This is a genomic window from Nannocystis sp. (genome assembly GCF_016714285.1).
Taxonomy (GTDB): Bacteria; Myxococcota_A; Polyangia; order Nannocystales; family Nannocystaceae; genus Nannocystis.
Map to the genome: position 1 here is coordinate 66,928 of NZ_JADJNN010000003.1, position 22,363 is coordinate 89,290.

Annotated in this window: 18 protein-coding genes; 8 read left to right on the forward strand and 10 right to left on the reverse strand. The window is 72.2% G+C overall.

Annotation, left to right across the window (positions count from 1 at the left end):
- Nucleotides 1-102: 102 nt before the first annotated feature.
- The 5 genes from IPJ59_RS07955 to IPJ59_RS07975 form a co-directional block, all read right to left on the reverse strand.
- Entirely contained in the window at nt 103-819 is a 717-nt protein-coding gene (locus IPJ59_RS07955; RefSeq protein WP_293250148.1) for a hypothetical protein, read from the reverse strand.
- Entirely contained in the window at nt 800-1,312 is a 513-nt protein-coding gene (locus IPJ59_RS07960; protein WP_293270629.1) for a hypothetical protein, read from the reverse strand. Before IPJ59_RS07960 ends, IPJ59_RS07955 begins: the two co-directional genes overlap by 20 nt.
- Nucleotides 1,309-1,857, reverse strand: a complete 549-nt coding sequence (locus IPJ59_RS07965; protein ID WP_293250152.1) for a hypothetical protein — start codon at nt 1,855-1,857, stop codon at nt 1,309-1,311. The genes IPJ59_RS07960 and IPJ59_RS07965 overlap by 4 nt, the downstream gene beginning before the upstream one ends.
- Entirely contained in the window at nt 1,857-2,399 is a 543-nt protein-coding gene (locus IPJ59_RS07970) for a hypothetical protein (RefSeq protein WP_293250154.1), read from the reverse strand. The genes IPJ59_RS07965 and IPJ59_RS07970 overlap by 1 nt, the downstream gene beginning before the upstream one ends.
- Before the next feature lie 75 nt (nt 2,400-2,474).
- Nucleotides 2,475-3,074 (reverse strand): RNA polymerase sigma factor, encoded by a 600-nt coding sequence (locus IPJ59_RS07975; protein ID WP_293250156.1) that lies wholly within the window; start codon nt 3,072-3,074, stop codon nt 2,475-2,477.
- 244 nt (nt 3,075-3,318) lie between these two features.
- Between IPJ59_RS07975 and IPJ59_RS07980 the strand changes: the two genes are divergently transcribed.
- The 3 genes from IPJ59_RS07980 (at nt 3,319) to IPJ59_RS07990 (ending at nt 6,635) form a co-directional block, all read left to right on the forward strand.
- Nucleotides 3,319-4,098 (forward strand): pseudouridine synthase, encoded by a 780-nt coding sequence (locus tag IPJ59_RS07980; protein WP_293250158.1) that lies wholly within the window; start codon nt 3,319-3,321, stop codon nt 4,096-4,098.
- Complete coding sequence (locus IPJ59_RS07985) at nt 4,098-4,694, forward strand: 4Fe-4S single cluster domain-containing protein (RefSeq protein ID WP_293271335.1); 597 nt, start codon at nt 4,098-4,100, stop codon at nt 4,692-4,694. The genes IPJ59_RS07980 and IPJ59_RS07985 overlap by 1 nt, the downstream gene beginning before the upstream one ends.
- 183 nt (nt 4,695-4,877) lie before the next feature.
- Nucleotides 4,878-6,635, forward strand: coding sequence for a nitrite/sulfite reductase (locus IPJ59_RS07990; RefSeq protein WP_293270630.1), 1,758 nt, complete (start codon nt 4,878-4,880; stop codon nt 6,633-6,635).
- Nucleotides 6,636-6,678: 43 nt separating this feature from the next.
- On the opposite strand, the gene IPJ59_RS07995 is transcribed toward IPJ59_RS07990, so the two are convergent.
- The 3 genes from IPJ59_RS07995 to clpB form a co-directional block, all read right to left on the reverse strand.
- Nucleotides 6,679-8,160 (reverse strand): tetratricopeptide repeat protein, encoded by a 1,482-nt coding sequence (locus IPJ59_RS07995; RefSeq protein WP_293270631.1) that lies wholly within the window; start codon nt 8,158-8,160, stop codon nt 6,679-6,681.
- An 83-nt stretch (nt 8,161-8,243) separates the two neighbouring features.
- Nucleotides 8,244-9,284 carry a lysylphosphatidylglycerol synthase transmembrane domain-containing protein gene (locus IPJ59_RS08000; protein WP_293250165.1) on the reverse strand — a complete coding sequence of 347 codons (1,041 nt, stop codon included), beginning with the start codon at nt 9,282-9,284 and terminating at the stop codon, nt 8,244-8,246.
- 218 nt (nt 9,285-9,502) lie between these two features.
- Entirely contained in the window at nt 9,503-12,142 is a 2,640-nt protein-coding gene (gene clpB / locus IPJ59_RS08005; protein WP_293270632.1) for an ATP-dependent chaperone ClpB, read from the reverse strand.
- 217 nt (nt 12,143-12,359) lie between these two features.
- On the opposite strand from clpB, the gene IPJ59_RS08010 reads away from it, so the two are divergent.
- From IPJ59_RS08010 to IPJ59_RS08030, 5 genes are all read left to right on the forward strand, one after another.
- On the forward strand, nt 12,360-13,481 hold the full coding sequence (locus IPJ59_RS08010; RefSeq protein WP_293270633.1) for a tetratricopeptide repeat protein: 1,122 nt from the start codon (nt 12,360-12,362) through the stop codon (nt 13,479-13,481).
- A complete protein-coding gene (locus IPJ59_RS08015; RefSeq protein WP_293250171.1) occupies nt 13,478-13,960 on the forward strand; it encodes a hypothetical protein in 483 nt (160 codons plus the stop codon). The genes IPJ59_RS08010 and IPJ59_RS08015 overlap by 4 nt, the downstream gene beginning before the upstream one ends.
- 331 nt (nt 13,961-14,291) lie before the next feature.
- Nucleotides 14,292-15,617, forward strand: coding sequence for a VWA domain-containing protein (locus IPJ59_RS08020; RefSeq protein ID WP_293270634.1), 1,326 nt, complete (start codon nt 14,292-14,294; stop codon nt 15,615-15,617).
- 135 nt (nt 15,618-15,752) lie between these two features.
- On the forward strand, nt 15,753-16,832 hold the full coding sequence (add, locus tag IPJ59_RS08025) for an adenosine deaminase (RefSeq protein WP_293270636.1): 1,080 nt from the start codon (nt 15,753-15,755) through the stop codon (nt 16,830-16,832).
- Nucleotides 16,833-16,970: 138 nt separating this feature from the next.
- Complete coding sequence (locus IPJ59_RS08030; RefSeq protein WP_293270638.1) at nt 16,971-20,033, forward strand: hypothetical protein; 3,063 nt, start codon at nt 16,971-16,973, stop codon at nt 20,031-20,033.
- A gap of 64 nt (nt 20,034-20,097) precedes the next feature.
- Here the strand turns inward: IPJ59_RS08030 and IPJ59_RS08035 are convergent, their stop codons facing one another.
- Both IPJ59_RS08035 and IPJ59_RS08040 read right to left on the reverse strand, forming a co-directional pair.
- The gene (locus tag IPJ59_RS08035; protein WP_293270639.1) at nt 20,098-21,915 is read right to left on the reverse strand and encodes a GNAT family N-acetyltransferase; all 1,818 of its coding nucleotides are present in this window, start codon (nt 21,913-21,915) and stop codon (nt 20,098-20,100) included.
- Nucleotides 21,912-22,361: a hypothetical protein gene (locus IPJ59_RS08040; protein WP_293270641.1), complete on the reverse strand. Its 450-nt coding sequence runs from the start codon at nt 22,359-22,361 to the stop codon at nt 21,912-21,914. The genes IPJ59_RS08035 and IPJ59_RS08040 overlap by 4 nt, the downstream gene beginning before the upstream one ends.
- Nucleotides 22,362-22,363: the final 2 nt, after the last annotated feature.

A 22,363-nucleotide genomic window follows, 5' to 3' on the forward strand; every position in this document is an offset into this window, starting at 1 on the left:
TGCGAACGTTATGACATGACCGAAGGGGCAGGTAGGTGCGTGCTGGTGGTCGCCTGACCGAGAGGACATGTGACCTGACCGAAGGGCCAGGTCACGGCCAGGTCACGGTGAGCAGAGGGTGCAGGCGTCGGCGGCGGCGCGGCAGTCGTCCCCGGCGCGCTGGCAGACCTCGGCGTAGCGCGGCTCGTCGACGTGGCGGGTAGCGAGGTCGCAGATCTTGGCCTCGAGGTCGCAGGTCGCGTGGGCGAGGTCGCAGAGGTCGGCGCAGCGGCCGCGGTCGCCGTCGGCCTCGTCGCGGGCGGGGGCCTTGGCGGCCTCGCCGGCGCTGCCCTGGGCGCGTCCGAGGCCGGCGCTGTCGGAGCGCGGCGGGCTCGGGCGTGGGGCTTCGCGCGACTTCTTGGCCAGGACTCGCTCGCTGGTCTTGTCCTTGGCCTGGCGCGTCGTGGCGCCGGCGCTCGGGGCGTCGCCGGGGCGCTGGGCCGGGGCGGGTGGCGGCGGGGCGAAGCGGTTGTCGTCGGCGTCGCGCTTCTCGGCGGCTGGCTCGGCCCGGGCGATGCGCACGCCCATCGCCTGCAGGCGGGCCTCGTTCTGGGCGAGCTGGGCCTCGTAGGCGGCGAGGCTCTGCTCGAGCTGCTCGAGCTCCTCCACGGGCGATCCAGCGGGCGAGGTGACGGGCGGCGGCGGGGCGTAGCGGTCGACCGGCGCGAGCTCCTGGGTGACGCTCGGGGTCGCCGGGCCGGCGAGCTCGGGCGGGTTGGCGGCGCACGCCGAGGCCAGCAGCAGCGCGAGGGCGAGGGGCTTATGTCGCGGAGCAGGCATGGCAGGCCTCGGTGGCGAGCTGGCAGTCGGCGTTCGAACGATCACAGGCGGCCTGGTAGCGGGCGTCGCCTGGGTGCCGCGGGAGCAGGCCGCAGATCTGATCCTCGAGCTCGCAGATCGCGGTGGTGATGTCACAGACCTGCACGCAACGATCGCCGCTCGCGTCGGGCTTCCGCTCGGTCGGTGTGCGGGTCGGGCTGACCGGGGCGCTGGCGGTCGCGGGCTCGGCTGCTTCGGCGGGGCCGGTCGCGTCGGCGCCCGCGCTCAGGTCGCCGGCCGTCTTCGCGGCGCTGCCTCGCGGCGGGGTGGCGACGCCGATCGCCTGCAGCTGATCCTCACGCTGCCCGAGCTGCTGCTCGAGCGCGGCGAGGTCGTCGCTCGCGTCGTTGTATTCGCCGGGGGCCATGCTGCTGTCGTGCGCGGCTCGCTTGGCGCAGGCGGACGCGAGCAGCAGCGACATGGCCCAAAGGACAGGTGCCGTGCGGGCGGTCATGGGGCGGCTCCGGCGAGGGCCTGCTGCAGCAGGCCGCGGTTCATGGTCAGGGCCTCCTCGTAGGCGCCGAGGGCGGCGTCGTCGTCGCCGCGCAGCTCGGAGATCTCGCCGCGGAGGGCGACCATGCGGGCGGTGAAGGCGTTGATGGCCAGCGACTTGTAGTCGTCGCCGAGGCCTTCCTTCGCGATCTCGGCGAGCTGGTCGGGCGTGCGTGGGTCGACCTTCGGGTGGTCGAGGCGCAGGCGCAGGAGGCGGCCGTAGACGTCGTGGCGCAGCTGTTCGGCCGACTCGCCGGCGGTCTCGCGGGTCGGCCACTCGAGCTTGCGCAGGGCCTCGAGGGCGGCGATCGCCCCGGCGATGTCCTTCTGCTTGAGCAGCAGGTCGACGTGCTGGTGCTCGACCTCGAGGGTCTGGGCGAGGGCGACCAGCACCTCGGGCCGCGAGGGCGCGAGGCGGCCGGCCTGGGCCAGGCCCACGAGCATGAGCACCGCGCCGAGCAGGGTGCCGGCGAGCATGGACAGCCCGGAGGTGGTGCGACGAGTCATCATGGTTTTTCTCCGGCGCTGGCGTGGGCCAGCAGCTGCGAGCGGAGGACGCCGCGGCCGCGGTCGACGTCGTCGCCGAGCTCGCGGCGGGCGTCGCCCTCGAGCTGGGCGAACTGCTGCTCGAGCGCGCGGGCGGGGGAGGGCGGCGGGGAGGCGGCGGCGAGGATCGTCTCGCCGGCGGCGGGGCGCGAGGCGACCAGGTTGGTGTCGTCTGGTTGTTCGCGGAGGACGACGATCAGGAGCGCCGCGGTCGCGGCCGCCGGGACCACGCCCCACAGCCATCGTCGCCGCCACCACGGCAGCGGCGAGATCGCGGGTGCCAGCTCGGCGCTCCACAGCTGCTCGAGCTTCAGCGGCGCGAGGGCCTCGGGCGCCCGCGCGTGGCGCAGGAGGTGGAGCACGGCCAGCTCGGCGTCGACCGAGCCGGCCTCGCCGTCCTCGGCCTGACCGGCCCGCAGCGCGTCCTCCCACGCTGGATCGAGGACAGAGCCAGATCCGGGGCGGGTGGTGACGGGTGTTTGCTCGGCGTTACGCGGCGACATGGGGACCCCCTGACGGGTGGGTTGCGGTCTGAACGCGGGTCACTCGGGTCTGCTTACAAGGTCGAAGCATGGGGCCTAAAGTTCGGTTGCGACCACGAGCCCCAGCTTGTCGCAGGCGGCCCGGAAGCTCTTGCAGGCGCGGAACAGGAGCACGTCGAGGGTGCCGACCTTGACCTCGAGGGCCGCGGCGCACTCCTCGCGGCTGCGGTCCTCGAGCAGGCGCAGGCGCAGCACCTGGGCGTAGCGGGGGTTTAGCTCGACGAGGATGGCCTCGATGCGGACGCGCAGGGCGCCGCGCTGGAGCTCCTCCTCGGCGGGGTTCTTGGGCTCGTTGCCGCCGGCGTTGCCGAGGTGCTCCTCGAAGGCGCCGCGCAGGCGCTGACGCCGACCCGAGGCGCGCAGGAGGTCGCGGGCCTTGTTCTTGGCCAGGGTCTTGAGCCAGGGGTAGAGGCCGCCGTCTTGCCAGGTGAAGGTGGGGAGGTGGCGGTAGGCGGCGAGGAAGGTCTCGCGGAGGCAGTCGTGGGCGTCGTCGCGGTCGCCGAGCATGGGCACGAGCACGTAGGAGAACAGGGTGGGGGCGTAGGCGCGGTAGATCTGCTCGAAGGCGCGGCGGTCGCCGGTCGCGGCGCGTGCCACGACGGCCTGCTCCTCGGGCATCGGTTCGCGGCGACCCACGGGCCCGGAGGGTATCGCGCTTTGGCCCGGGCGGGCGCGCAGTCTCGGGCCGCCGGGACGGTGCGTGAGACGGCGATCGGGGCGGGGCTCGCGGGTCGGCGATCGGGGTCGGGGCTCGCAGGTCGGGGGCGGGGTTTGTGGGTGGGTGGTCGGGGCCGACTCCGGAGGCGGGGCTCGTGGGCGGGGCTCGCAGGTCGGGGCGGGGGCTCGCGGGGCGGCGATCGGGGCGGTATAAGCCGGCCGCGTGCCCCGGCTCGATCTGCTCATCGCGCACAACCTCGGCCTGTCGCGGGGGGTGGTGACGCGGCTGTGTCGGGGTCGGCGGGTGTGCACGCCCGAGGGCGTGGCGTTGACGGATCCAGGGCTGCAGATCGCCCCGGCCGAGCTGCCGCGGACGGTGGTGGTCGACGAGCAGCTGGTCACGCTGCGGGTCAGCTTCCACCTCATGCAGCACAAGCCGCTCGGGGTCGTGACGGCGCTGCGCGACGACCGGCACCCGACCGCCTACGAGCTGCTGAAGGACGCGCCGCTGCACCGCGATCTGCGGGCGGTGGGGCGGCTCGACCGCGAGACCTCGGGGCTGTTGTTGTGGACCACGGAGGGGCCGCTGCTGCACCGCATGACGCACCCGCGCTACGCGGTGCCGCGGGTGTACCAGGCGGCGCTGGCGAGGGCGTGGCAGGCTCCGCCGCCGGGCTTCACCCTCGACGACGGGCACGTGCCGGAGATCGCCGAGCTGCGCGCGCTGGACGAGGCGGAGCGGCACCCGGGGCTCGAGGTGCCGGACGGTACGGAGCGGCTGGCGGCGATCACGATCGTCGGCGGCAAGTTCCACGAGGTGCGGCGGATCTTCGCGGCGCTCGGCAGTGAGGTGCTCGGGCTGTGTCGCGTCGCCTTTGGGCCGCTCGTGCTGCCGAACGATCTCGCGGCGGGTGAGTATGAGGCGCTCGACCTGCACGCGATGTTCTCCGGGATGCACCCGCGGCCGCTCGCGGTCGGCGAGGCGGACGTCGAGGGGGCGTGATGCTGGGCCTGCGGGTGGCGCACAGCGTGGCCTGCAGCGAGGTCGAGGGGCCGTTTCGCCGGCATGTATTGTGGGTGCAGGGCTGCACGCTGGCGTGTCCGGGGTGTTGCAACCCGGAGCTGTTCCCGGCGGCGGGCGGGCGGTGGCGGGCGGTGAGCGAGCTGCGGGCCGAGCTGGGCGAGGCGCGGGCGCTGCACGGGGTCGAGGGGCTCACCGTGCTCGGCGGCGAGCCGAGCGAGCAGCTGGCGGGGGCGACGGCGCTGTGCGAGGCGGCGCGGGAGCTCGGGCTCGGGGTGATCTTGTTCAGCGGGCGCACGCGCGGGGAGCTGGCGGCGCTGGCCGGCGGGGCGGCGCTGCTGGCCGCGGTCGACACGCTGATCGACGGGCGCTTCGAGGCGAGTCAGCGTGAGCCGGCGGGCGGGCGTCGCTTCATCGGCTCGCGCAACCAGGGGCTGCTCCACCTGAGCCCGCGCTACGCCGACCCGGCGCTGTGGCGCGGGTCCGCGGGCGTCGAGCTGCAGGTGGCGCCCGACGGGCGGGTCTCGCTGCACGGGGCGCCGGTGCTGGCGGGGCGGCTCGCGCGGGCGCTGGGCTGAGGGCTCACGGGCGGGGCGGTAGGCGCGGGGGCTGGGCTAAACAGGGCCTTCACTGTGGTCGTGGGGCGCTTCACCGCCGCGCGGGTTGGCCGATTTTCGATTGAAACGGGCGCCATCGTGCTTTAGTCTGAACGCAGATTCACTTTGCTGAACGGTGCTGCGGCGCCGCTGGAGCTCTCGGTCATGGTCCTCGAAGCGCGTTACGACAATCATTTCTCCCGGCCCGAGGACATCGACGAGTTCATCGGGGTGCTCGAGCGCTTCGAGAAGGGCGAGCTGTCGTCGGAGGAGTTTCGCCAGTTCAGGCTGACGCGCGGGGTGTACGGGCAGCGGCAGACGGACGTGAACATGCTGCGGACCAAGTTCCCCGGCGGGATCTTGAACGGGCCGCAGCTGCGGGCCTGCGCGGCGATCGCCCGCGAATTTACGCGGTTCGGCAAGGGGCACGTGACGACCCGGCAGAACGTGCAGTTCCACTTCGTCGAGCTCGGCAACATGCCGCACGCGCTCGCCAAGCTGGACGTCGCGGGGTCGACGGCGGTCGAGGCTTGCGGCAACACGGTGCGCAACATCACCGGCTGCCCCTACGCCGGGGTGAGCCCGACCGAGCCCTTCGACATCACGCCCTACACCCACGCGATCACCCGCATGTGCCTGCGGGCGGGCTGGGCCAACGACCTCCCGCGCAAGTTCAAGATGGCGCTCGAGGGCTGCACCCACGCGGACCACGCGCAGACGGCCATCAACGACGTGGGTCTGCGTGCACGCGTTCAGAACGGCGTTCGTGGGTTCGAGATGTTCGTCGCGGGCGGCCTCAGCACCAGCCCGCGGCCGGGGTACCGCCTGCATTCCTTCATTCCTGCGGACGAGGTTCTCGCTCGGGTGGAGGCGACGGTGCGGCTGTTCGGGCGGCTCGGCAACCGCAAGAATCGGGCGCGGGCGCGGCTCAAGTACGTGATGAAGACGCTGGGCGAGGAGGGCTTCGTCGCCGCGTACAACGAGGAGGTCGCGGCGATCACGGCCGAGGGTCGGCTGGTGCAGCCGCTCGATCTGCCGGCGGACGAGACGGCGCCGGCGAGCGACCCGCGGGCGCTGCAGGGGCCGCGTGCGGCCGAGGATGACGCGGAGTACCGGACCTGGCTGCGCACGGTCGACCCGCAGAAGCAGGCGGGCTACTCGGCGGTGACGATCAAGCTGTACCGCGGCGATCTGACGGCGCTGCAGTTCGAGCAGCTGGCCGAGCTGGTCGAGGTGTTCGGCGACGGCACGCTGCGGACGATGAACAACCAGAACATCCTGGTCCGCTGGGTGCGTAGCTCGGCGCTGCCGTACCTGTTCGCGCGGCTGCGGGAGATCGGCCTGGCCGACACCGGGTCGAACACGATCGCCGACGTGGTCAGCTGCCCGGGCGCGGAGAGCTGCAACCTCGCGGTCACCTCGAGCATGCAGCTCGCGGCTCACTTGACGCGCTACCTGAAGAACCCCGGCAAGTCGGCCGACAGCGTCGAGCTGGCGCGCGACGCCGACATCAAGATCTCCGGTTGCCCCAACTCGTGCGGGCAGCACCACGTGGCGGCGATCGGCTTCCACGGGACCGTGCGCCACGCGGGCGACGGGCGGCAGATCCCCGAGTACCAGCTGCACCTCGGCGGCGGGTTTAATGAGGAGGGCGTCGAGTTCGGGCGGCACATCGTCAAGATCCCCGCGCAGCGCAGCGGCGAGGCGCTGCTGGCCTTGCTCGACCTCTACCGCGACGAGCGCGAGCCGGGCGAGGCGGCGCGGGCGTTCTTCAAGCGGGTGACCAAGGAGCGCGTGGCCGCGGCGCTGGGCGAGCACGTCATCGGCATGAGCTTCGACAACCTGCGCGAGCAGGACCTGGTCGACCTCGGGCAGGAGAAGGTGTTCGACGTGGCGATCGGTCGGGGCGAGTGCGCGGCGTGAAGTGAGGGGCTCCGCGTCGCACGCGGTGGCTCGCTGAGCGGGCCTACTTGGCCTTGGCTGCCAGGTAGACCTTGCCCTTGGCGAGGGCGTAGGTGACCTTCATCGTGCGCAGCAGCGGGTAGTTGATGTAGCCGCCGAGCTCGAAGCTCGAGCCCTCGACGATCTGGCCGAGGCCGGCGTCGGGCGGGGTGTTGGCGAGGACGAGGCCGCCGAGGCCGCCGTTGACGGGGGTGTCGCCGACCTTGACCTTCTCGATGAAGACCATCTTGAGGCCGTTGGTGGGGTCGTCGAGCTGCTCGAGCTCGCGGGGGAGGTGGCCGCTCTTGAGGAACTCCTTGCGGGCGATGGCGAGGGCGGAGCCGTAGCTGCCGCCGAGCCAGGCGTAGAACTTGAACTCGGAGCCGTCGATCGACAGGGTGGTCACGGGGACCAGCAGGATGTGCATGTCGATGAGGAGCAGCGGGGCCTCGGAGGCGCCGGCGGGGGCGGCCGTGGGGGCGGCGGCGGTCAGCTCGAGGGAGGCGTTGGGGAAGTCGAAGGTGATGGCGCCGATCTTGTTCATGACCTGGCGGCCGAGGACGACGCCGGGGACCTCGCCGACGGTGTAGGGCGTGAGGTCGTCGACGATCGCCGGGACGTTGGTGAGCTTGAGGTCGCCGAACTTGATCTCGGGGATGAGGACGACGTTGGTCTCGGCGCCGCCGATCGGGGTGATCTTGCCGAGCGGCTTGAGCTTGAGCTGGTCGGCCAGGGCCTTGTGGATGCGGGCCTCCTCGCGCAGCTCGAAGAAGACGATGCGGGTGAACTCGCCGCCGACGGTGCCACCGGCGTGCTTGATGCCCTGGTTGGGGTCGACCTGGAGGTCCGAGCTGCCCTTGACGCCCTCGACCTTGATCAGCTCGCCCTTGCCCTCGAGCGGGCGCATGAAGGCGGCGTGGGCGAGCAGCAGCGGGCGCAGCGGGTTGTCGCCCTCGACCTGCTTGAACAAGGTGTCGAGCGTCTTGACCGCGTTGTCGGCGTCGGCCATGGCGTAGTAGCTCCACAGCTTGGTGACGAGCGGGTCGAACTGGTTGGGGTCCGCGGCGAGGATGGTGTCCTGCAGGGCGATGGCCGACTTGTGGTCGCCGGCGGCCTGGTAGTTGCGGCCGAGGCCGACGGCGGCGCCGAAGTTCTTGGCGTCGAGCTCGAGCGCCTCCTTGAAGGCCTTGGTCGAGCCGTCGTAGTCGCCGGCGCGCCAGTTGGCGGCGCCGAGCACGGCGAAGGCGTCGGCGTTGTTGGGCTCGGCCTCGAGGGCCCGCTTGGCGCGCTCGCGGGCGGACACCCAGCGGCCCTTGGACAGGTCCTCGTTGGCCAGGCCGACGAGGGTGCGGGCCTTGGCGTCCTGCTGGGCGGCGGCGCGCTTCTTGTCGGACTCCTCGACGGTGAGGCCCTTGCCGCCGCCGGGGGCGGTGCTGCCGGCCTTCTTGCAGGCGGGCACGGCGAGGGTGAGTACGACCAAAGCGAGGACGCGGGTACTGAGCGACATGAGTTCTCCGGACGGGGGCGGACAGGCGGTCCGCGGGCGGAGCATACCCGACCCTGGCGCCGGCCAGCAATCCACCGGACCCCTCAGGATTCGGAACTCTGGAGGCTGCTGGGGGGGCTGTTGGGGGGCGCGGCGCGGGCCAGCAGCCACGCGCCGGGGAGGGCGAGGAGGCCGGCGCCGACGAGGCCGAGGAGGAAGGAGACGGCGACGAAGCAAGAGCCTGGCCCGGCGAGATCGGCCGCGGGGATGAAGAGCCCGAGGGCGAGGACGCTGCCGACCTGGTAGCTGCCGACCTGGGCCGGTCCGCCGGGGAGCTGGATCGAGAGGCCGACGATGCCGACGATCGCGGCGGCCTCGGCGGGGCCGAGGGCGAGGCCGCAGGCGTGGAGGACGAGCCACAGCTGCAGGACGGTCAGCGACCAGTAGACGGCGGACCACGCGAGCAGCGGCAGGCCGGTGCGCGGGGCGGCGAGGCCGCGGAGGGTGGCGGCGAAGTGGAGGACGAAGCGCGCGAGCCGGGCCGGGAGCGCGGGGCTCCAGCGCTGCAGCAGGCGCGGCGGGAGGGCGGCGAGGGTGGCGAGGCCGGCGAGCAGGGCGAGGAACACGAGGCCCATGCCGCGGCCGATGTGGGTGATGTCGTCGGCGCTGGTGCTGGTGGCCTGGGCGACGCCGACGAGCAGGAGGCCGACGACGAAGAGGCCGTCGACGGCGCGCTCGCTGGCGACGGCGGCGATCGACTCCGCGAGGCCGACGCCGGGGACCGCGGCGCGGGTGAGCAGCAGCGGTCGCGACAATTCACCGAGGCGCAGCGGCAGCAGCAAGATCACCAGGGAGGACACGAGGCCGCTGCCGTACAGGAGGTCGCGCGGGAGGCGGGCCTGCGGGTCGCCGGTGGCTGCGCGCACGCGGGGGTCGAGGGCGTAGCGCAGGCGCAGGCTGCGGGTGAGGCTGTAGGGCAGGTGCAGCGCGACGGCGGCGGCGAGCAGCTCGGGGCGCGGGAGGTGGAAGCTCGTCGGCCACAGGGCGACGCGGCGCGAGGCCAGCCACAGCAGGAGGGCCGCGCCGAGCAGCGAGGTCGACCACAGCAGGAGCGTGCGTCGGCGGCTCGGCGGCGGGGCGGTCACGGCGGCGGCACCTTAGCTGGCGAGCGCCAGCGCGGGCAATGCTGAGGTCAGCGATCGTGTGCAGGCCGCCGTGCGGTCGCGGGGAGGTTGGTTCGAGCGGGGTCGGTGGACGAGCGAAGGCCGCCGTGCGGTCGCGGGGAGGTTGGTTCGAGCGGGGTCGGTGGACGAGCGAAGGCCGCCGCGCCGGGTGGGCGTGGCGGCCTGTGTTGGTGCGGGGCTCAGGCGGCGGCGGCGGGCTCGGGCGTGGCGGGGCGGAGGACCACCTGGGGCTCGCCGTCGGCGTCTGGTTGGACATCCGCGACGACCTTGCTGCCGGGGCGCAGCTTGCCGGAGAGGATGTCGGTGGCGAGCGGGTCGAGCAGGGTCTGCTGGACCAGGCGCTTGAGCGGGCGGGCGCCGAAGGCGGGGTCGTAGCCGCGTTCGGCGAGCAGGAGGCGGGCGGCGGGGGTGAGCTCGAGGTCCATGTCGCGGTTGGCGAGGCGCTTGGCGACCCGTCCGAGCTGGATCTCGAGGATCTGCAGCATGTCCTCCCGACGCAGCTGGTGGAAGTTCAGGATCCCGTCGAGGCGGTTCAGGAACTCGGGGCGGAAGTGGCGGCGCAGGACCTGGTCGCGGGCGGTCTCCAGCGCCTTGCCCGTGAGGTTCTGGGCCAGCAGCTCGCTGCCGATGTTGCTGGTCATCAGGATGATCGTGTTCTTGAAGTCGACGACGTGGCCCTGGCTGTCGGTGAGGCGGCCGTCGTCGAGGACCTGCAGCAGGAGGTTGAAGACCTCGGGGTGGGCCTTCTCGATCTCGTCGAGGAGGACCACGCTGTAGGGGCGGCGGCGGACGGCCTCGGTGAGCTGGCCGCCCTCTTCGTGGCCGACGTAGCCGGGGGGCGAGCCGATGAGGCGCGAGACGGAGAACTTCTCCATGTACTCGCTCATATCGACGCGGACCACGTGGCGCTCGTCGTCGAAGAGGTACTCGGCGAGGGCCTTGGCGAGCTCCGTCTTGCCGACGCCGGTGGGGCCGAGGAACAGGAAGCTGCCGATCGGGCGGTGGGGGTCGCCGAGCCCGGCGCGCGACTGCCGGACCGCGGCGCAGACGCGGGCGACGGCCTCGCTCTGGCCGACCACGCGGGCGCCGATCTTGGCCTCCATCTGCAGCAGGCGGGCCTGGTCGCTCTCCAGCATCTTGCTGACCGGGATGCCGGTCCAGCGGGCGACCACGCCGGCGATGTCCTCGTCGGTGACGGCCTCGCGGAGGAACGAATCCTGGCTCTGCTGGGCCTTCGTGAGCGCCTCGCGGGCCTGGCTGCGCTGCTGCTCGAGGGCGCGGAGGGTGCCGTAGGTGAGCTCGGCGGCGCGCTCGTAGTTGGCGGCCTGTTGGGCGCGGGTGGCCTCGGCCTTGATGTTCTCGATCTGCTCGCTGAGCTGCTTGATCTCGCTGATGCGGTCGCGCTCGGACTGCCAGCGCGAGCGCAGGGCGGTGACCTCCTCGCGCAGGGCGGCCAGCTCGGCGCCGACCTGCTCGAGGCGGGCCTTCGTGGCGGGTGTGCGGTCCTCGCGGAGCAGCGCCTGGCGTTCGATCTCGAGGCGGGTGACGAGGCGCTCGCGCTCGTCGATCGGGAGGGGCACGCTCTCGATCTCCATCTTCAGGCGGGCGGCGGCCTCGTCGACGAGGTCGATCGCCTTGTCGGGGAGGAAGCGGTTCTGGATGTAGCGGTGGCTGAGGCGGGCGGCGGCGACGATCGCGGCGTCCATGATGCGGATGCCGTGGTGGGCCTCGAACTTGTCGCGGATGCCGCGGAGGATCGCGATGGTGTCGTCGACGCTGGGCTCGTCGATGAGGACCGGCTGGAAGCGGCGCTCGAGCGCCTTGTCCTTCTCGATGTGCTTGCGGTACTCGTCGAGGGTGGTCGCGCCGATGCAGCGCAGCTCGCCGCGGGCGAGGGCCGGCTTGAGCATGTTGGCGGCGTCCTGGGCGCCCTCGGCCTTGCCGGCGCCGACCAGGGTGTGGAGCTCGTCGATGAACAGGATGATCTTGCCGTCGGCGGCGGCGATCTCCTTGAGCACGGCCTTGAGGCGCTCCTCGAACTCGCCGCGGTACTTGGCGCCGGCGACGAGGGCGGCGAGGTCGAGCTGCATGAGCTTGCGGTCCTTGAGGCTCTCGGGGACGTCGCCGGCGGCGATGCGGAGGGCGATGCCCTCGGCGATGGCGGTCTTGCCGACGCCGGGGTCGCCGATGAGCACGGGGTTGTTCTTGGTCCGGCGCGAGAGCACCTGGATGGCGCGGCGGATCTCGACGTCGCGGCCGATGACCGGGTCGAGCTTGCCCTGATGGGCGGCCTGGGTGAGGTCGCGACAGTACTTGCTGAGGACCTCGTACTTGTCCTCGGGGGAGTCGTCCTGGACGGTCTGGGTGCCGCGGATCTCGGAGAGGGCGGACAGCAGCAGCTCGCGGCTGCCGCCGAGCTTGGTGAGCACCTCGGCGGCGCGGATCTTCTGCTTGATCGCCTTCGGGTTGAAGCAGGCGAGGATCAGGTGTTCGCTGCTGACGAAGCGGTCGTGCAGGGTCTCGGCCTCGTCGGCGGCGAGGTCGAGCAGCTCATTGAGCTCGCGCGAGGGGCGGGGTTCGCTGCCTTGCGTGCGCGGCTGGCGGGCCAGCTCGGCCTTGACGGCGCGTTCGACCGCCGACGCGTGGACGCCCGTGCGCTCGAGCAGCGGGGTGACGAGGCCGCCTTCTTGCTGCAAGGCCGCCATGAGCAGGTGCAGGCTGGTGAGCTCGGGGTGGCCGAGCTCACGCGTCATCGCCTGGGCGTGGGCGATGGCGTGGCGGGTCTTGACGGTCGCGGTCTCGGGGTTGAAGACGGCCATGGGGTGTGGCTCCTTTGGTTCGCCCGGAAAGCTGGGCACGATCTTCGTCGTGGCAAGCGCTGGGCCAGGTATGAGTGGTGGGCGTGAGGCGGCAAACTTCGTGTGGCTTGCGGCGGCTCGCGGGAGCGGGCAGTGTCTCGGTGTGTATCGACTCACGCGTCGCCTCGCACCGCTCGCTCTGGTTTGTGCATGCGCCGGGCCGGCGCCGGCCCCTGCGGTGGACGCGGCGGTAGCTGTCCCGAAGGACAGCCCGGAGCAACCTGTCCCAACAGTCAGGCCGGGGGGCAGGCCGGGGGTGCAGGTCGACGGCGAGGTGGTGTCGGCGGTGGAGTGGTTCGCGGGCAGCCTCGACGAGGCTCTGGCGGCGGCGAAGCTCGGGGGCAAGCGGGTGTTCGTCGACGTGGGGGCGTACTGGTGCCCGCCGTGTCGCAAGCTGGACGAGGAGGTGTTCACGCGGCCGGAGGTGGGCGCTGCGCTGGCCGCTGGTTACGTGGCGCTGCACATTGACGCGGAGAAGGGCGAGGGTCCGGAGGTTGCGGCGCGCTACCGGGTGCAGGCGTATCCGACGCTGCTGGTGCTCGAAGGCGAGGGGTTGGAGCGGGGTCGGCTGGTCGATGGGATGGAGCCGGCGGAGCTGCTCAAGGGGTTGGAGGAGATCGCCCGGGGGGGGAGCGTGTTGGCCGGGCTCGAGGCGGCGGTGAAGGCGGCCCCGGACGATCTGGAGGCGCGCTATCGGCTGGGGAATGCGTATGCGCTGGCGGCCCGCAGGACCGACGCGGAGGCCGAGCTGGCGAAGGTGATCGCGGGCGACCCGGACAACACGCGCGGGCTGGCGGCGCAGGCCATGGCCGACCGCGCCGCGTTTCTGGTCGCCAAGCAGGACGGCGACCCGGAGCGGGCGATCGCTCTCTTTCGCGAGCTGCAGCAGAAGTACCCGAAGGCCAAGGAGAGCCTGCGGGCCTACCGGCAGATCGGTCGGGAGCTGCACAAGCTCGGGCGTGACGACGAGGCGATCGCCAGCCTCGAGGCGATGGTCGCGGCCGAGCCGGGGAACATCGACCTCAAGTCGGCGTACGGGTGGTTCTCTTTCCGCGAGCGCTGCCGGCCGGCGGACGGTCTGCGGGCGGTGGACGCGGGTGTGTTGCAGGACCCGAAGAGCGCCGATCTTCACTACCTTCGGGCCGAGCTGCGGCACCAGCTCGGCGACCTCGCGGGTGCGCTGGCCAGCATCCGCGAGGCGGCGGCGCTCGAGCCGGACTCGGCGTTTTATAAGCGGCAGGTCCGGCGCTTCGCGGGGCTCGCAGCCGCGGAGTCCGGCGGGCTCGCGGGGGGCGCGTGATCGCTGCGCTGGCGACTCACCTGTCCGTAGGGACAGCTGCGCTCGGGCTCGCGCTGGCGGGTCCGCCGCGGGCGATGGAGGAGTCCGAGGTGCCCGGGGGTTACCACGAGGCGATGGATCTGCGAGGCGACGACGAGCCGGTCGATGGCGACAAGAAGGTCACGCTGGGGTCGGTCCTGTTCGCCTTGGGGCTGATCCAGACCGGGGGCGGGGTCAGCAGCTACATCACGGCGACGCCACGCTTCTGCAGCGGCGTATACGGCAGCGGCGTGTCGGAGCAGACCTGCGCGGGGCTGCGGATCTACGGCATCGTCGGGATCGCGTTCGGTGGCTTGATGGCGGCGACGGGGGCGACCTTCCTTGGTTGGGGGTTGATCGAGCGGCAGCGGCACCGCAAGTGGATGCGGGAGCGCGGGTTCGCGGTCGGGCCGTTGCTGGGTCCGGGTCAGCGTGGTCTGTCGCTCGGGTTTCGCTTCTGACCGGTTGGCCTGACTGCGACCCGGTTGTGGTCTGGGCGTGACGGGCGCGCACGGGGTTGCGCGCGGTCCATCTCGTCTGCCTCATAGGACAGGTGAGCGTCGTCCTGCCGCGCGGGGAGGCCGGCGGAGCGGGTCAGAGCCGGTCAGCTGTCCGCAACGGGTCTCCGGGGGTGTGGCGGTCCGCGGCGCAGATCTGCCCGCAGGAAGCTGCTGACACCTTCGCGGGGTGGCGGCTATAGTGGGGTGCGCCTGGCTCACTGGGCCGGCATCCACAACTCATCCTCGAAGGAACTACCAGCTTATGAAGCGCAGCGCGCGTTTACTGTCCGTGATGTCCATCCTCGCTGCCGGCCTCGCTGTCGGCTTCACCGGGGCATGTGGCGACAACGGCAAGGGGAGTGGCGAGGAGTCGGAGTCGAACTCCAACTCGAACTCCAACTCGAACTCCAACACGATCACGATCACGGCGACGGCGACGGTGACGGCGACGGAGAGTGCGAGCGCGACGGAGGGCTCGGGCAGCGCGAGCGCGACGGAGGCGACGACGGCGGTGCTCCCGACTGGCGGCGAGACGGAGCCGACGGGGGGTAACACGACCTTCGACCCGAACGACTGCGGCGAGTCGGTGGTGAACATCCCGATCGTGACGCCGAGCGTCATGCTGGTGCTCGACAAGTCGGGCTCGATGGTGGCGACGCCGGGCGGGTTCTGGGACCACGACGCCGACGACGCCGACGACGACGGCATCCAGGACGCCGACATGGTGTCGCCGGCGACCCCGAAGATCACGCGCTGGGAGAGCTTGTGGTCGGTGGTCGACCTGATCGCCAACGGCTTCAACGGCTCGATGAACATGGGCGTGGTGCTGTTCCCGTCGAAGGCGGCGAAGGCCGACTACAGCGCGGTGGCCTGCGTCGTGAACGCGAAGCCGGAGGTGGCGGTGGGGGCGATGAACGCGGCGAACATCATCGCGGCGATCCCGGCGGCGAAGGCCGACAAGACGGTGATCCAGGGCGGCACGCCGGCGACGAAGGGCGTGAACACGGCGATCACGGAGCTGGAGGCGGCACCGGCGGACCAGCCCAAGTTCATGATCCTCGTGACCGACGGCGCGGCGAACTGCCCCGACGGCGCGCCCGACAACGCGGCGCTGTTCGAGGTGTACGACGACAAGCTGGCGACCACGCTGGCCGACGCGGCGGCCAAGGGGATCAAGACCTACGTGGTCGGGATCGACATCTCGCAGGAGGTGAGCGGGACGACCAAGGACGGCAACCCGGACAGCACCAACACCTACGACAAGCTGAACGAGGTGGCGATCGCCGGCGGTGTGCCGCGCGCGGGCGCCGAGAAGTTCTTCAACACGACCAACCAGGACGAGCTGCAGGCCGCGCTGGACATGATCTCGATGCAGATCCTCAGCTGCACCCTCGATCTCGATCCGTCGCCGGTGTACCTCGACTACGTCGAGGTCACGGTGAAGGAGAAGTACGGCAAGATGCAGGTCATGGACTGCGCGACCGAGGATGGCTGGCACTACCTCGAGAAGGTGAACCCGGACGATCCGGTGCGCATCGAGCTGTGCGGTCAGGCCTGCGCTGACTTCCAGATGACCGGCATGATCGACATTCAGTACCGCTGCCCGAACTCGGGTTAGTCGCGGGGCCCTGCGCGACGCGGGGCCGAGATTTTACGACTGCGCGGGGTCGCCGGAACGGCGGCCTCGCGAATTTTTTGGGCCCGCGGCGGTGGCGGTGGCCAGCGGTGGGGCGCGTCGGTTATGGTCGGCGCTGTGAGTGGCTCTGAAAGTGGCTCCGACAGTGGCCTGGACGATGGGCTCGACGCGGGGCTCGGGGAGCTCATTGGGCGCCTGCCGAAGGTCGAGTTGCACCTGCACCTCGAGGGCAGCATCCCGCCGGAGCTGGCGCTGCGGCTAGCGCGGCGCCACGGGCGGGGGCTGCCGGGGATGGCCGACGGGGCTGCGGGGCTGCGGGAGCACTACCGCTTCGCGAGCTTCACGGAGTTCGTGCGCATGTACCTGGCGATCTCGGCGTGCCTCGTGGATGCGGAGGACTTCTGTGAGATCGCCGTGGCGCTGGGGCGCGAGCTCGCGGCGCAGCGGGTGGTCTATGCCGAGGTGACCTTCACGCCGATGACGCATGTCGCTCGCGGGGTCGATGCGGCGGTGATGTTGGCCGGGCTGGCGGAGGGTCGGGCGCGGGCGCGGGAGCAGTACGGTGTGGAGCTCGCGTGGGTCTTCGACATCGTGCGCAGCCTCGGTGACCAGGCCGCGCCGACGCTCGAGCTGGCGCTGCGAGGGCGCGAGCAGGGGGTGATCGGGCTCGGCTTCTCGGGGCCCGAGGCGGCGGGTTGGCCGATCGCGCCGTTCGGGCCGGTGTTCGCCCGGGGGCGCGCGGAGGGGCTGCGCTCGCTGCCTCACGCGGGCGAGATGGCGGGGCCGCGGAGCATCTGGGACGCGCTGACGGTGCTCGGGGCGGACCGCATCGGTCACGGGGTGCGGGCGGTCGATGAGCCGGCGTTGCTCGAGCATCTCGCGCTGCATCAGGTGCCGCTCGAGGTGTGCCCGACCAGCAACCTGGGGATCGGTCTGTACCCGGACCTCGCGGCGCATCCGCTGCCGCGGTTGCTCGCGGCCGGGCTGGCGGTGTCGCTGGCGAGCGATGACCCGCCGATGTTCGCGACCTCGCTGGTGCAGGAGTACCGCCGCTGCGCCGCGGCGTACGGGTGGGACGCGGCGCAGCTGCGCGCGCTGGCGGCCGCGGGGGTGCGCCACAGCTTCATGAGCGAGCCGCGAAAGGTGGAGTTGCTGGCCGAGCAGGACCGGGTGGCGGCGGAGCTGGGCTGGGTTTGACAGGGGTTATTGCGTGCACGCGCACGCGGGTGGTCGCGCGGAGGGATTGCTCGCGTGCACGAGCACGCGGGTCGCGGCGACGCAACCACGACAACGCGGGGACGGTGGGCTGTGGGGCGGGCTGATAAGCTCTCGCGCGTGACTCACACTGCTCGTCGTCGTCGCTGGTCGCTCCCCTTCGCTCTCACTGCCGGGCTGTGGGCTTGCAACCCGCAGACGAGCACGGGCCCGACGAGCGCGGGGGGTGGAGCGCCGGACGAGGTTGCGAAGCTGCCGCCGGCGGAGCCGCTGCCGGCGCTGCGCACGGGGACGCGGGCGGTGGTCGCGGGCAAGCAGCTGGCGGGCAAGGTGGCGGCGACGGGTGTCGACGCGACGCACGAGTATCTCGAGCTGGTGTTGCCGCTGTCGAGTGAGGAGTCGAGCCTCGACTTCGACCGCACGCACGTGGAGCTGACGGGCGGCGTGGCGGGGGACATCGCGGTGGTGGCGACGGGGATGGGCGGAGTGGAGTCGCGGGTGCTGGTGCGGCGCAAGCTCGGTGGCGGGGACGAGGTCGCGGGGGCGCTGTTCGGCGAGCGCTGGAGCGACGGCAAGCGGGAGTGGGTGCGGGTGCCGTTCACGGCGGGGGAGCGCAAGGCGGCGCCGGCGGACAAGGAGCTGCAGCGGCGCTGGGTCGACGCATTTTCGGAGCAGTTTGGCGATCGCTGGCGGACGCAGCACCCGTGGTATCAGTTCGCGGCGGGGCGGGTGCGGGCGCTGCTGCCGGGTGGTTTGAAGGGCGGCATGGCGGGCCTGGACGGCGGCCTCGTGCGGCCGGAGCGGCGCACGGATCTGTCGCTGCTGATGGACACGACGACCGGCGTGATGTCGATGCAGGAGGCGCTGCAGCACGACCGCGGGCTGCGCCTCGATCGCGGCGACGAGCAGCGGACGATCGCGGTGAGTGAGCTGGTGTTGCCGGCGCTCGACGCCCACCCGTTCGCGGCGATGCAGGCCAAGCTGCCGGACCCGGGCGCGGGCGCGCCGGAGCCGCTGGCGGCGGCGGTGCCGGCCGAGTTCTGGTACGCGCGGGTGGATGACATCCGCCTGCTGCTGCGCCTGCTCGACGAGGCGGACACGTGGATCACGCCGATCGTTCAGGTGCTGCAGCAGAACCCGGAGGACCGCCACCTCGCGGACCGCTACCAGGCCCAGCTGGGGCTGCGGCGCACCGAGCTGGCCAAGCTGTTCGGGCACACGGTGGTCGGCCAGGTCGCGATCGTGGGCAGCGACCCGTACCTGCGCGAGGGCAGCGACATCACGATCCTGTTCAGCGTGAAGCAGCAGGCGATCTTCGACCAGGAGATGGCGGGTCACCTCGCGGCGTACGGGCGCGACTTGCCGGGCTTGACGACGACCACGCGCGACTACCAGGGCGTGCAGATCCAGGAGAGCCGCGATCCGAGCGGGAAGGTGCGGCAGCAGCGGGCGCAGGTGAAGGAGCTGGCGATCGTGTCGAACTCGCCGCGGGCGACGGAGCGGGTGCTCGACGCGCTCGGCGGGCGGACACCGCGGCTCGCGGACGAGGCGGACCTGCGCTACATGCTGGCGCGCGACCCGGGGGCGCATCAGGCCTTTGCGTTCCTCAGCGACAAGTTCATCGCGGGGGTGATCGGGCCGCAGCAGAAGGTCCAGGCGGCGCGCCGGCAGCAGGCGCTGGCGGAGCTGCTGACGCCGGGCTACGCGGCGCTGCTGCACGGCTGGCTGTTCGGACAGGCGCCGGCGAGCACCGAGGCGCTGGTGAAGAGTGGGTTGTTGGCCAGCGAGGAGCTCAAGCACGCGGACGGTGCCGCGATCGAGTTCACGCCGGGCGGGCCGGCGCGCTCGAGCTGGGGTCAGGTCTCGGCCCTGACGCCGCTGATTGATTTGCCGGCGGTGACGCAGGTGAGCGAGGCGGAGAAGCTTGCGTATGAGAACTTCGTGCGGGGTTATCAGCAATACTGGAAGCAGTTCATTGACCCCGTGGCGATCCGGCTGGATGTGAAGGACGAGGCGGGGGGTTCGGCGGCGGAGGTCGACGTGCGCATCTTGCCGCTGATCTCGGCGACGGATTACAGCGACATCGAGGCGATCGTTGGCGGGACGCGGGTGCAGGTTGGGCCGCACGACCGCGGCTTGCTGGCGGTGTGGGCGGTCGGCAAGGACGCGCGGCTGCGCGGCGACCTCGACGGGATCATGCGCGCGGCGACCGGGAAGTCGGACATCGGCATCGGCTGGCTCGGCGATTGGGTGCTGGTCGGGCTCGAGGACCGGGCGGCGCTGGTGGAGATGCTGGCGAAGTTCGACGACAAGGTGCAGCTGGCGCCGGAGAAGTTCGCGGGCGGCGAGTTCAACGACGTCGACCTGTGGCGCAAGGTCGGGAAGTTCCCGGTGTACGCGGCGGCGGAGGTGAAGAACCCGGCGATGCTGGTGGCGACGTTGACGGCGATCCGGGCGATGCTCGGGGAGGTCGCGCCGGGGATGATCGAGTGGGGCGAGGTGAGCAAGCACCGCGACCTGTCGATCGTGCGGGTGGGGATGAGCAAGACGGCGCCGCTGCTGCCGAACCGCGAGATCGCGGACGCGGTCGCGCTGCATTATGTGCAGACCGGGACGGCGGTGGTGCTGGCGCTCGACGTGGCGACGCTGCAGAGCGCGGTCGATCGCCTGCTCGACGGCAAGCTGCCGACGAGCGGGCCGGAGGGGAGCTCGCAGTTCGTGCTGCAGGGCAGCTCGCAGCCGGGCGCGCCGCTGTGGACGGCGCTGCTGTGGACGATCCAGGGTCAGGCCAACGGGGCCCAGGCGGGGGCGCGGCGCTCGGCGGAGGTGCTGCTGCGCGGCGACCCGGCGCTGGTGGTCGCGGGGCAGGCCGACGCGGGGCGGGCCGACGCGCAGCAGTTGGCGGCGCGCGGGCTCGACTACTTCGGCTTCGCGCCGGTGACCACGCAGGGGGGCTCGGGCTTCACGCTGGACGCGAGCGGTGCGGGAGATCCGGTGCTCGGCACGACGATCGCGCCGGTGTTCGTGCCGCTGCCGATCGCCGACTCGCCGGTCGAGCGGTTGATGCTGCGGTTGACCGGGCTGCGCGGTGAGGTGGCGTTCGACAAGGAGCCCGACCCGGCGGGGCCGAACGCTCGCAGCTTGCACACGCGCTTCACGCTGCGGCTCGGGGCTGCGCCGTAGGGCAGGTCGCGGCTGCTCGCGGGCTGTCCCTCAGGGCAGGTCGCGGCGGCTCGCGGGCTGTCCCTCAGGGCAGGTCGCCGCGGAGGTAGAGCAGCTCGATGCGGAGCGTGGCGCCGAGGGCGATGAGTTGGTTGTGCAGGGGCTCGTCGGCCTCGGCGACCAGCTGCATGTAGGCGGGGTCGGGCAGGGCGTGCGGGCGCAGGGCGGCGAGCAGGGGTCTGGCGTGGGCGAGGTGGGCGACGCGGAACGGGTAGGCGCCGGGGAAGTCGGGGTTGAAGCAGGCGAAGCCGAGGCCGGGGTCGCCGGGGTCGGCGGGGTCGCGCAGGCGCAGCATGACGCGCCGCTGGGCCCGCTGGGTGGCGAGCTGGCCGGGTGGGAGGTCGAAGGCGGCCTCGATCGCGGCGTCCTCGGCCGGGTCGATCGGACATGTCGTGAGGGACAGGTCGGCGCCGGGTAGGGCGTCGACCAGGTCCCACGCGAAGCGGAGGGCGGCGGCGCGGTGGACGGTGCGCAGGCCGACGCCGTGGTACAGGCGCACGGCGGCGGTGTTGTCCGGCTCGACGTTGAGGCACCAGCGGGTGCAGCCGCGGGCGCGAAGGTGCTTGGCGAGGATCTGCATGACCTCGGTGCCGACGCCGCGGCCGCGGTGTTCGGGGGCGACGACGAGGTTACGCAGGTAGCCGAGGTCGCGCATGACCTCGAAGTAGGTGTATGCGACGAGCTCGCCGTCCTGCTCGTAGAACAGGGTGGAGGGGCGCTGGTCGACCTGCCAGGTGGCCTCGGGCGGGACCGGGTCGCCGGTGCCGAGCTCGGTGAAGAGGCGGGCGAAGTTCGGGAAGTCCGCGGGGGTCGCGGGGCGGGCGTGGAGGGTCATGCGGCCGTGGGGTTCGGGGTCGGGGACGAGGGTGAAGGGGGGGTCGGGTTCGTCGTTGGGGTCGCCATCGTCGAGGTCGAGGTCAGGGTCGTCGTCGGGGGCCTCGAGGGCGGGGACCCAGGTGTTGCGCTCGCTCCACCGGAAGGGGGTGGCGAAGGGGGTGACGAGGCGCTCGTCGGCGTCGTTCCAGGCCGAGCCGCGGTCGTCGAAGACGGTGATGAACTGGACCGGGGTGCGGCGCAGCTTGCGGAGGTGGCTGAGGTCGGTGCAGGCGGCGACGACGTGCTCGGCGAGCTTGCGGGCGTGGTCGCGGCGCTCGCTGGCCAGGAGGAAGATCAGGAGGTGGCGTTCGGGGGTACGGACGCGGAAGTCGACGCTCCAGGTGGTCGCGGAGATCCCGGCGATGCGGTCGCCGCGGACGATCGCCAGGGGGCGTGCGGTCAGCGTGGCGCGCAGGTGGGCCTCGACCTCGTCGGCGAAGGGCGGGGGCTTGCGCGGGCGGAGGCTCGCGCGCAGGTCGGCGACGCGGAGGCAGGCCTGGGCCAGGCGGGTGAGCGCGCGGGTCAGCGGCTCGTGCGGGCGGCAGTGGGTGCGCAGTTCGGCGGAGCGCAGCTCGACGCCGAGGTCGGCGCAGACCTCGGCGACGCGCTGCTGCTGGCGCTCGGGTGGGTCGTGGAACAGGTGGGAACGCAGCCAGCGCAGGGTCTCGCCGAGGTCGCCGAGCAGCGGGGGGTCGCTGTGGCGGAGGACGAAGAGGGTGAGCAGGTCGCCGTCGGGGAGGGTGAAGGGGGTGGTGACGCGGAGGTGGGGGCCGTGCTCGCGGGCGCTGAAGATCGGGGCGGCGAGGGCGGTGCGGAGGTCGGGGGGTTGGCTGGCCTCGGGGGCAGGTTGGCTGTCCGATGGGACAGGTTGAATGTCCGTGGGGACAGCTTGTTGTGAGATGTCCTCGGGGACATGTTGTCTGTCCGAAGGGACATGTGGGCTGGCCTCGGGGACAGGTTCGGTCACAGGAGGGTCTCCTGTGCCGGAGGTGGGTCGCTGAGCTGGCCGTCGTGGGTGAGGCGGGCGAGGCGACAGAACAGCTGCCAGGCGGCGTGGAGGTCGGCGGGGTGGTGTGGTGTTGGGGTCTCGGCGAGGCGGTCGCGGTGGCCGGGTTGCCAGCGGTGGAGGTGGAGCTCGCCGGTGCTGCGGCCGTCCGGGCCGAGGTGGGTGTGGCCGAGGTCGAGGGCGAGGATGCGGCCGACGCCGCGGAGTACGAGGGCGAAGCGGAGGGAGCCGGCGGCGGGGCAGCGCTGGCCGCGGACGACGAGCTCGCCGGTGCTGGAGCGGACGGGGGCGACGAAGTCGTGGCCGCCGGCGTCGTCGGTTCGCCAGTGGAGGTCGCCGACGACGTGCTTGTGGTGGTCGGCGAGGAGCTGTGCGACCTCGAGGTCGGCGGTGAGCGGGCCGGGCATGG

What these genes read in the sequence shown, in the direction of transcription:
- IPJ59_RS07995 (WP_293270631.1), bottom strand. Translation starts at nt 8,160, where the DNA reads ATGTCGCTCAGTACCCGCGTCCTCGCTTTGGTCGTACTCACCCTCGCC.
- IPJ59_RS07960 (WP_293270629.1), bottom strand. Translation starts at nt 1,312, where the DNA reads ATGACCGCCCGCACGGCACCTGTCCTTTGGGCCATGTCGCTGCTGCTC.
- IPJ59_RS07970 (WP_293250154.1), bottom strand. Translation starts at nt 2,399, where the DNA reads ATGTCGCCGCGTAACGCCGAGCAAACACCCGTCACCACCCGCCCCGGA.
- IPJ59_RS07955 (WP_293250148.1), bottom strand. Translation starts at nt 819, where the DNA reads ATGCCTGCTCCGCGACATAAGCCCCTCGCCCTCGCGCTGCTGCTGGCC.
- clpB (WP_293270632.1), bottom strand. Translation starts at nt 12,142, where the DNA reads ATGGCCGTCTTCAACCCCGAGACCGCGACCGTCAAGACCCGCCACGCC.
- IPJ59_RS08040 (WP_293270641.1), bottom strand. Translation starts at nt 22,361, where the DNA reads ATGCCCGGCCCGCTCACCGCCGACCTCGAGGTCGCACAGCTCCTCGCC.
- IPJ59_RS07985 (WP_293271335.1), top strand. Translation starts at nt 4,098, where the DNA reads ATGCTGGGCCTGCGGGTGGCGCACAGCGTGGCCTGCAGCGAGGTCGAG.
- IPJ59_RS07990 (WP_293270630.1), top strand. Translation starts at nt 4,878, where the DNA reads ATGGTCCTCGAAGCGCGTTACGACAATCATTTCTCCCGGCCCGAGGAC.
- IPJ59_RS08020 (WP_293270634.1), top strand. Translation starts at nt 14,292, where the DNA reads ATGTCCATCCTCGCTGCCGGCCTCGCTGTCGGCTTCACCGGGGCATGT.
- IPJ59_RS07965 (WP_293250152.1), bottom strand. Translation starts at nt 1,857, where the DNA reads ATGACTCGTCGCACCACCTCCGGGCTGTCCATGCTCGCCGGCACCCTG.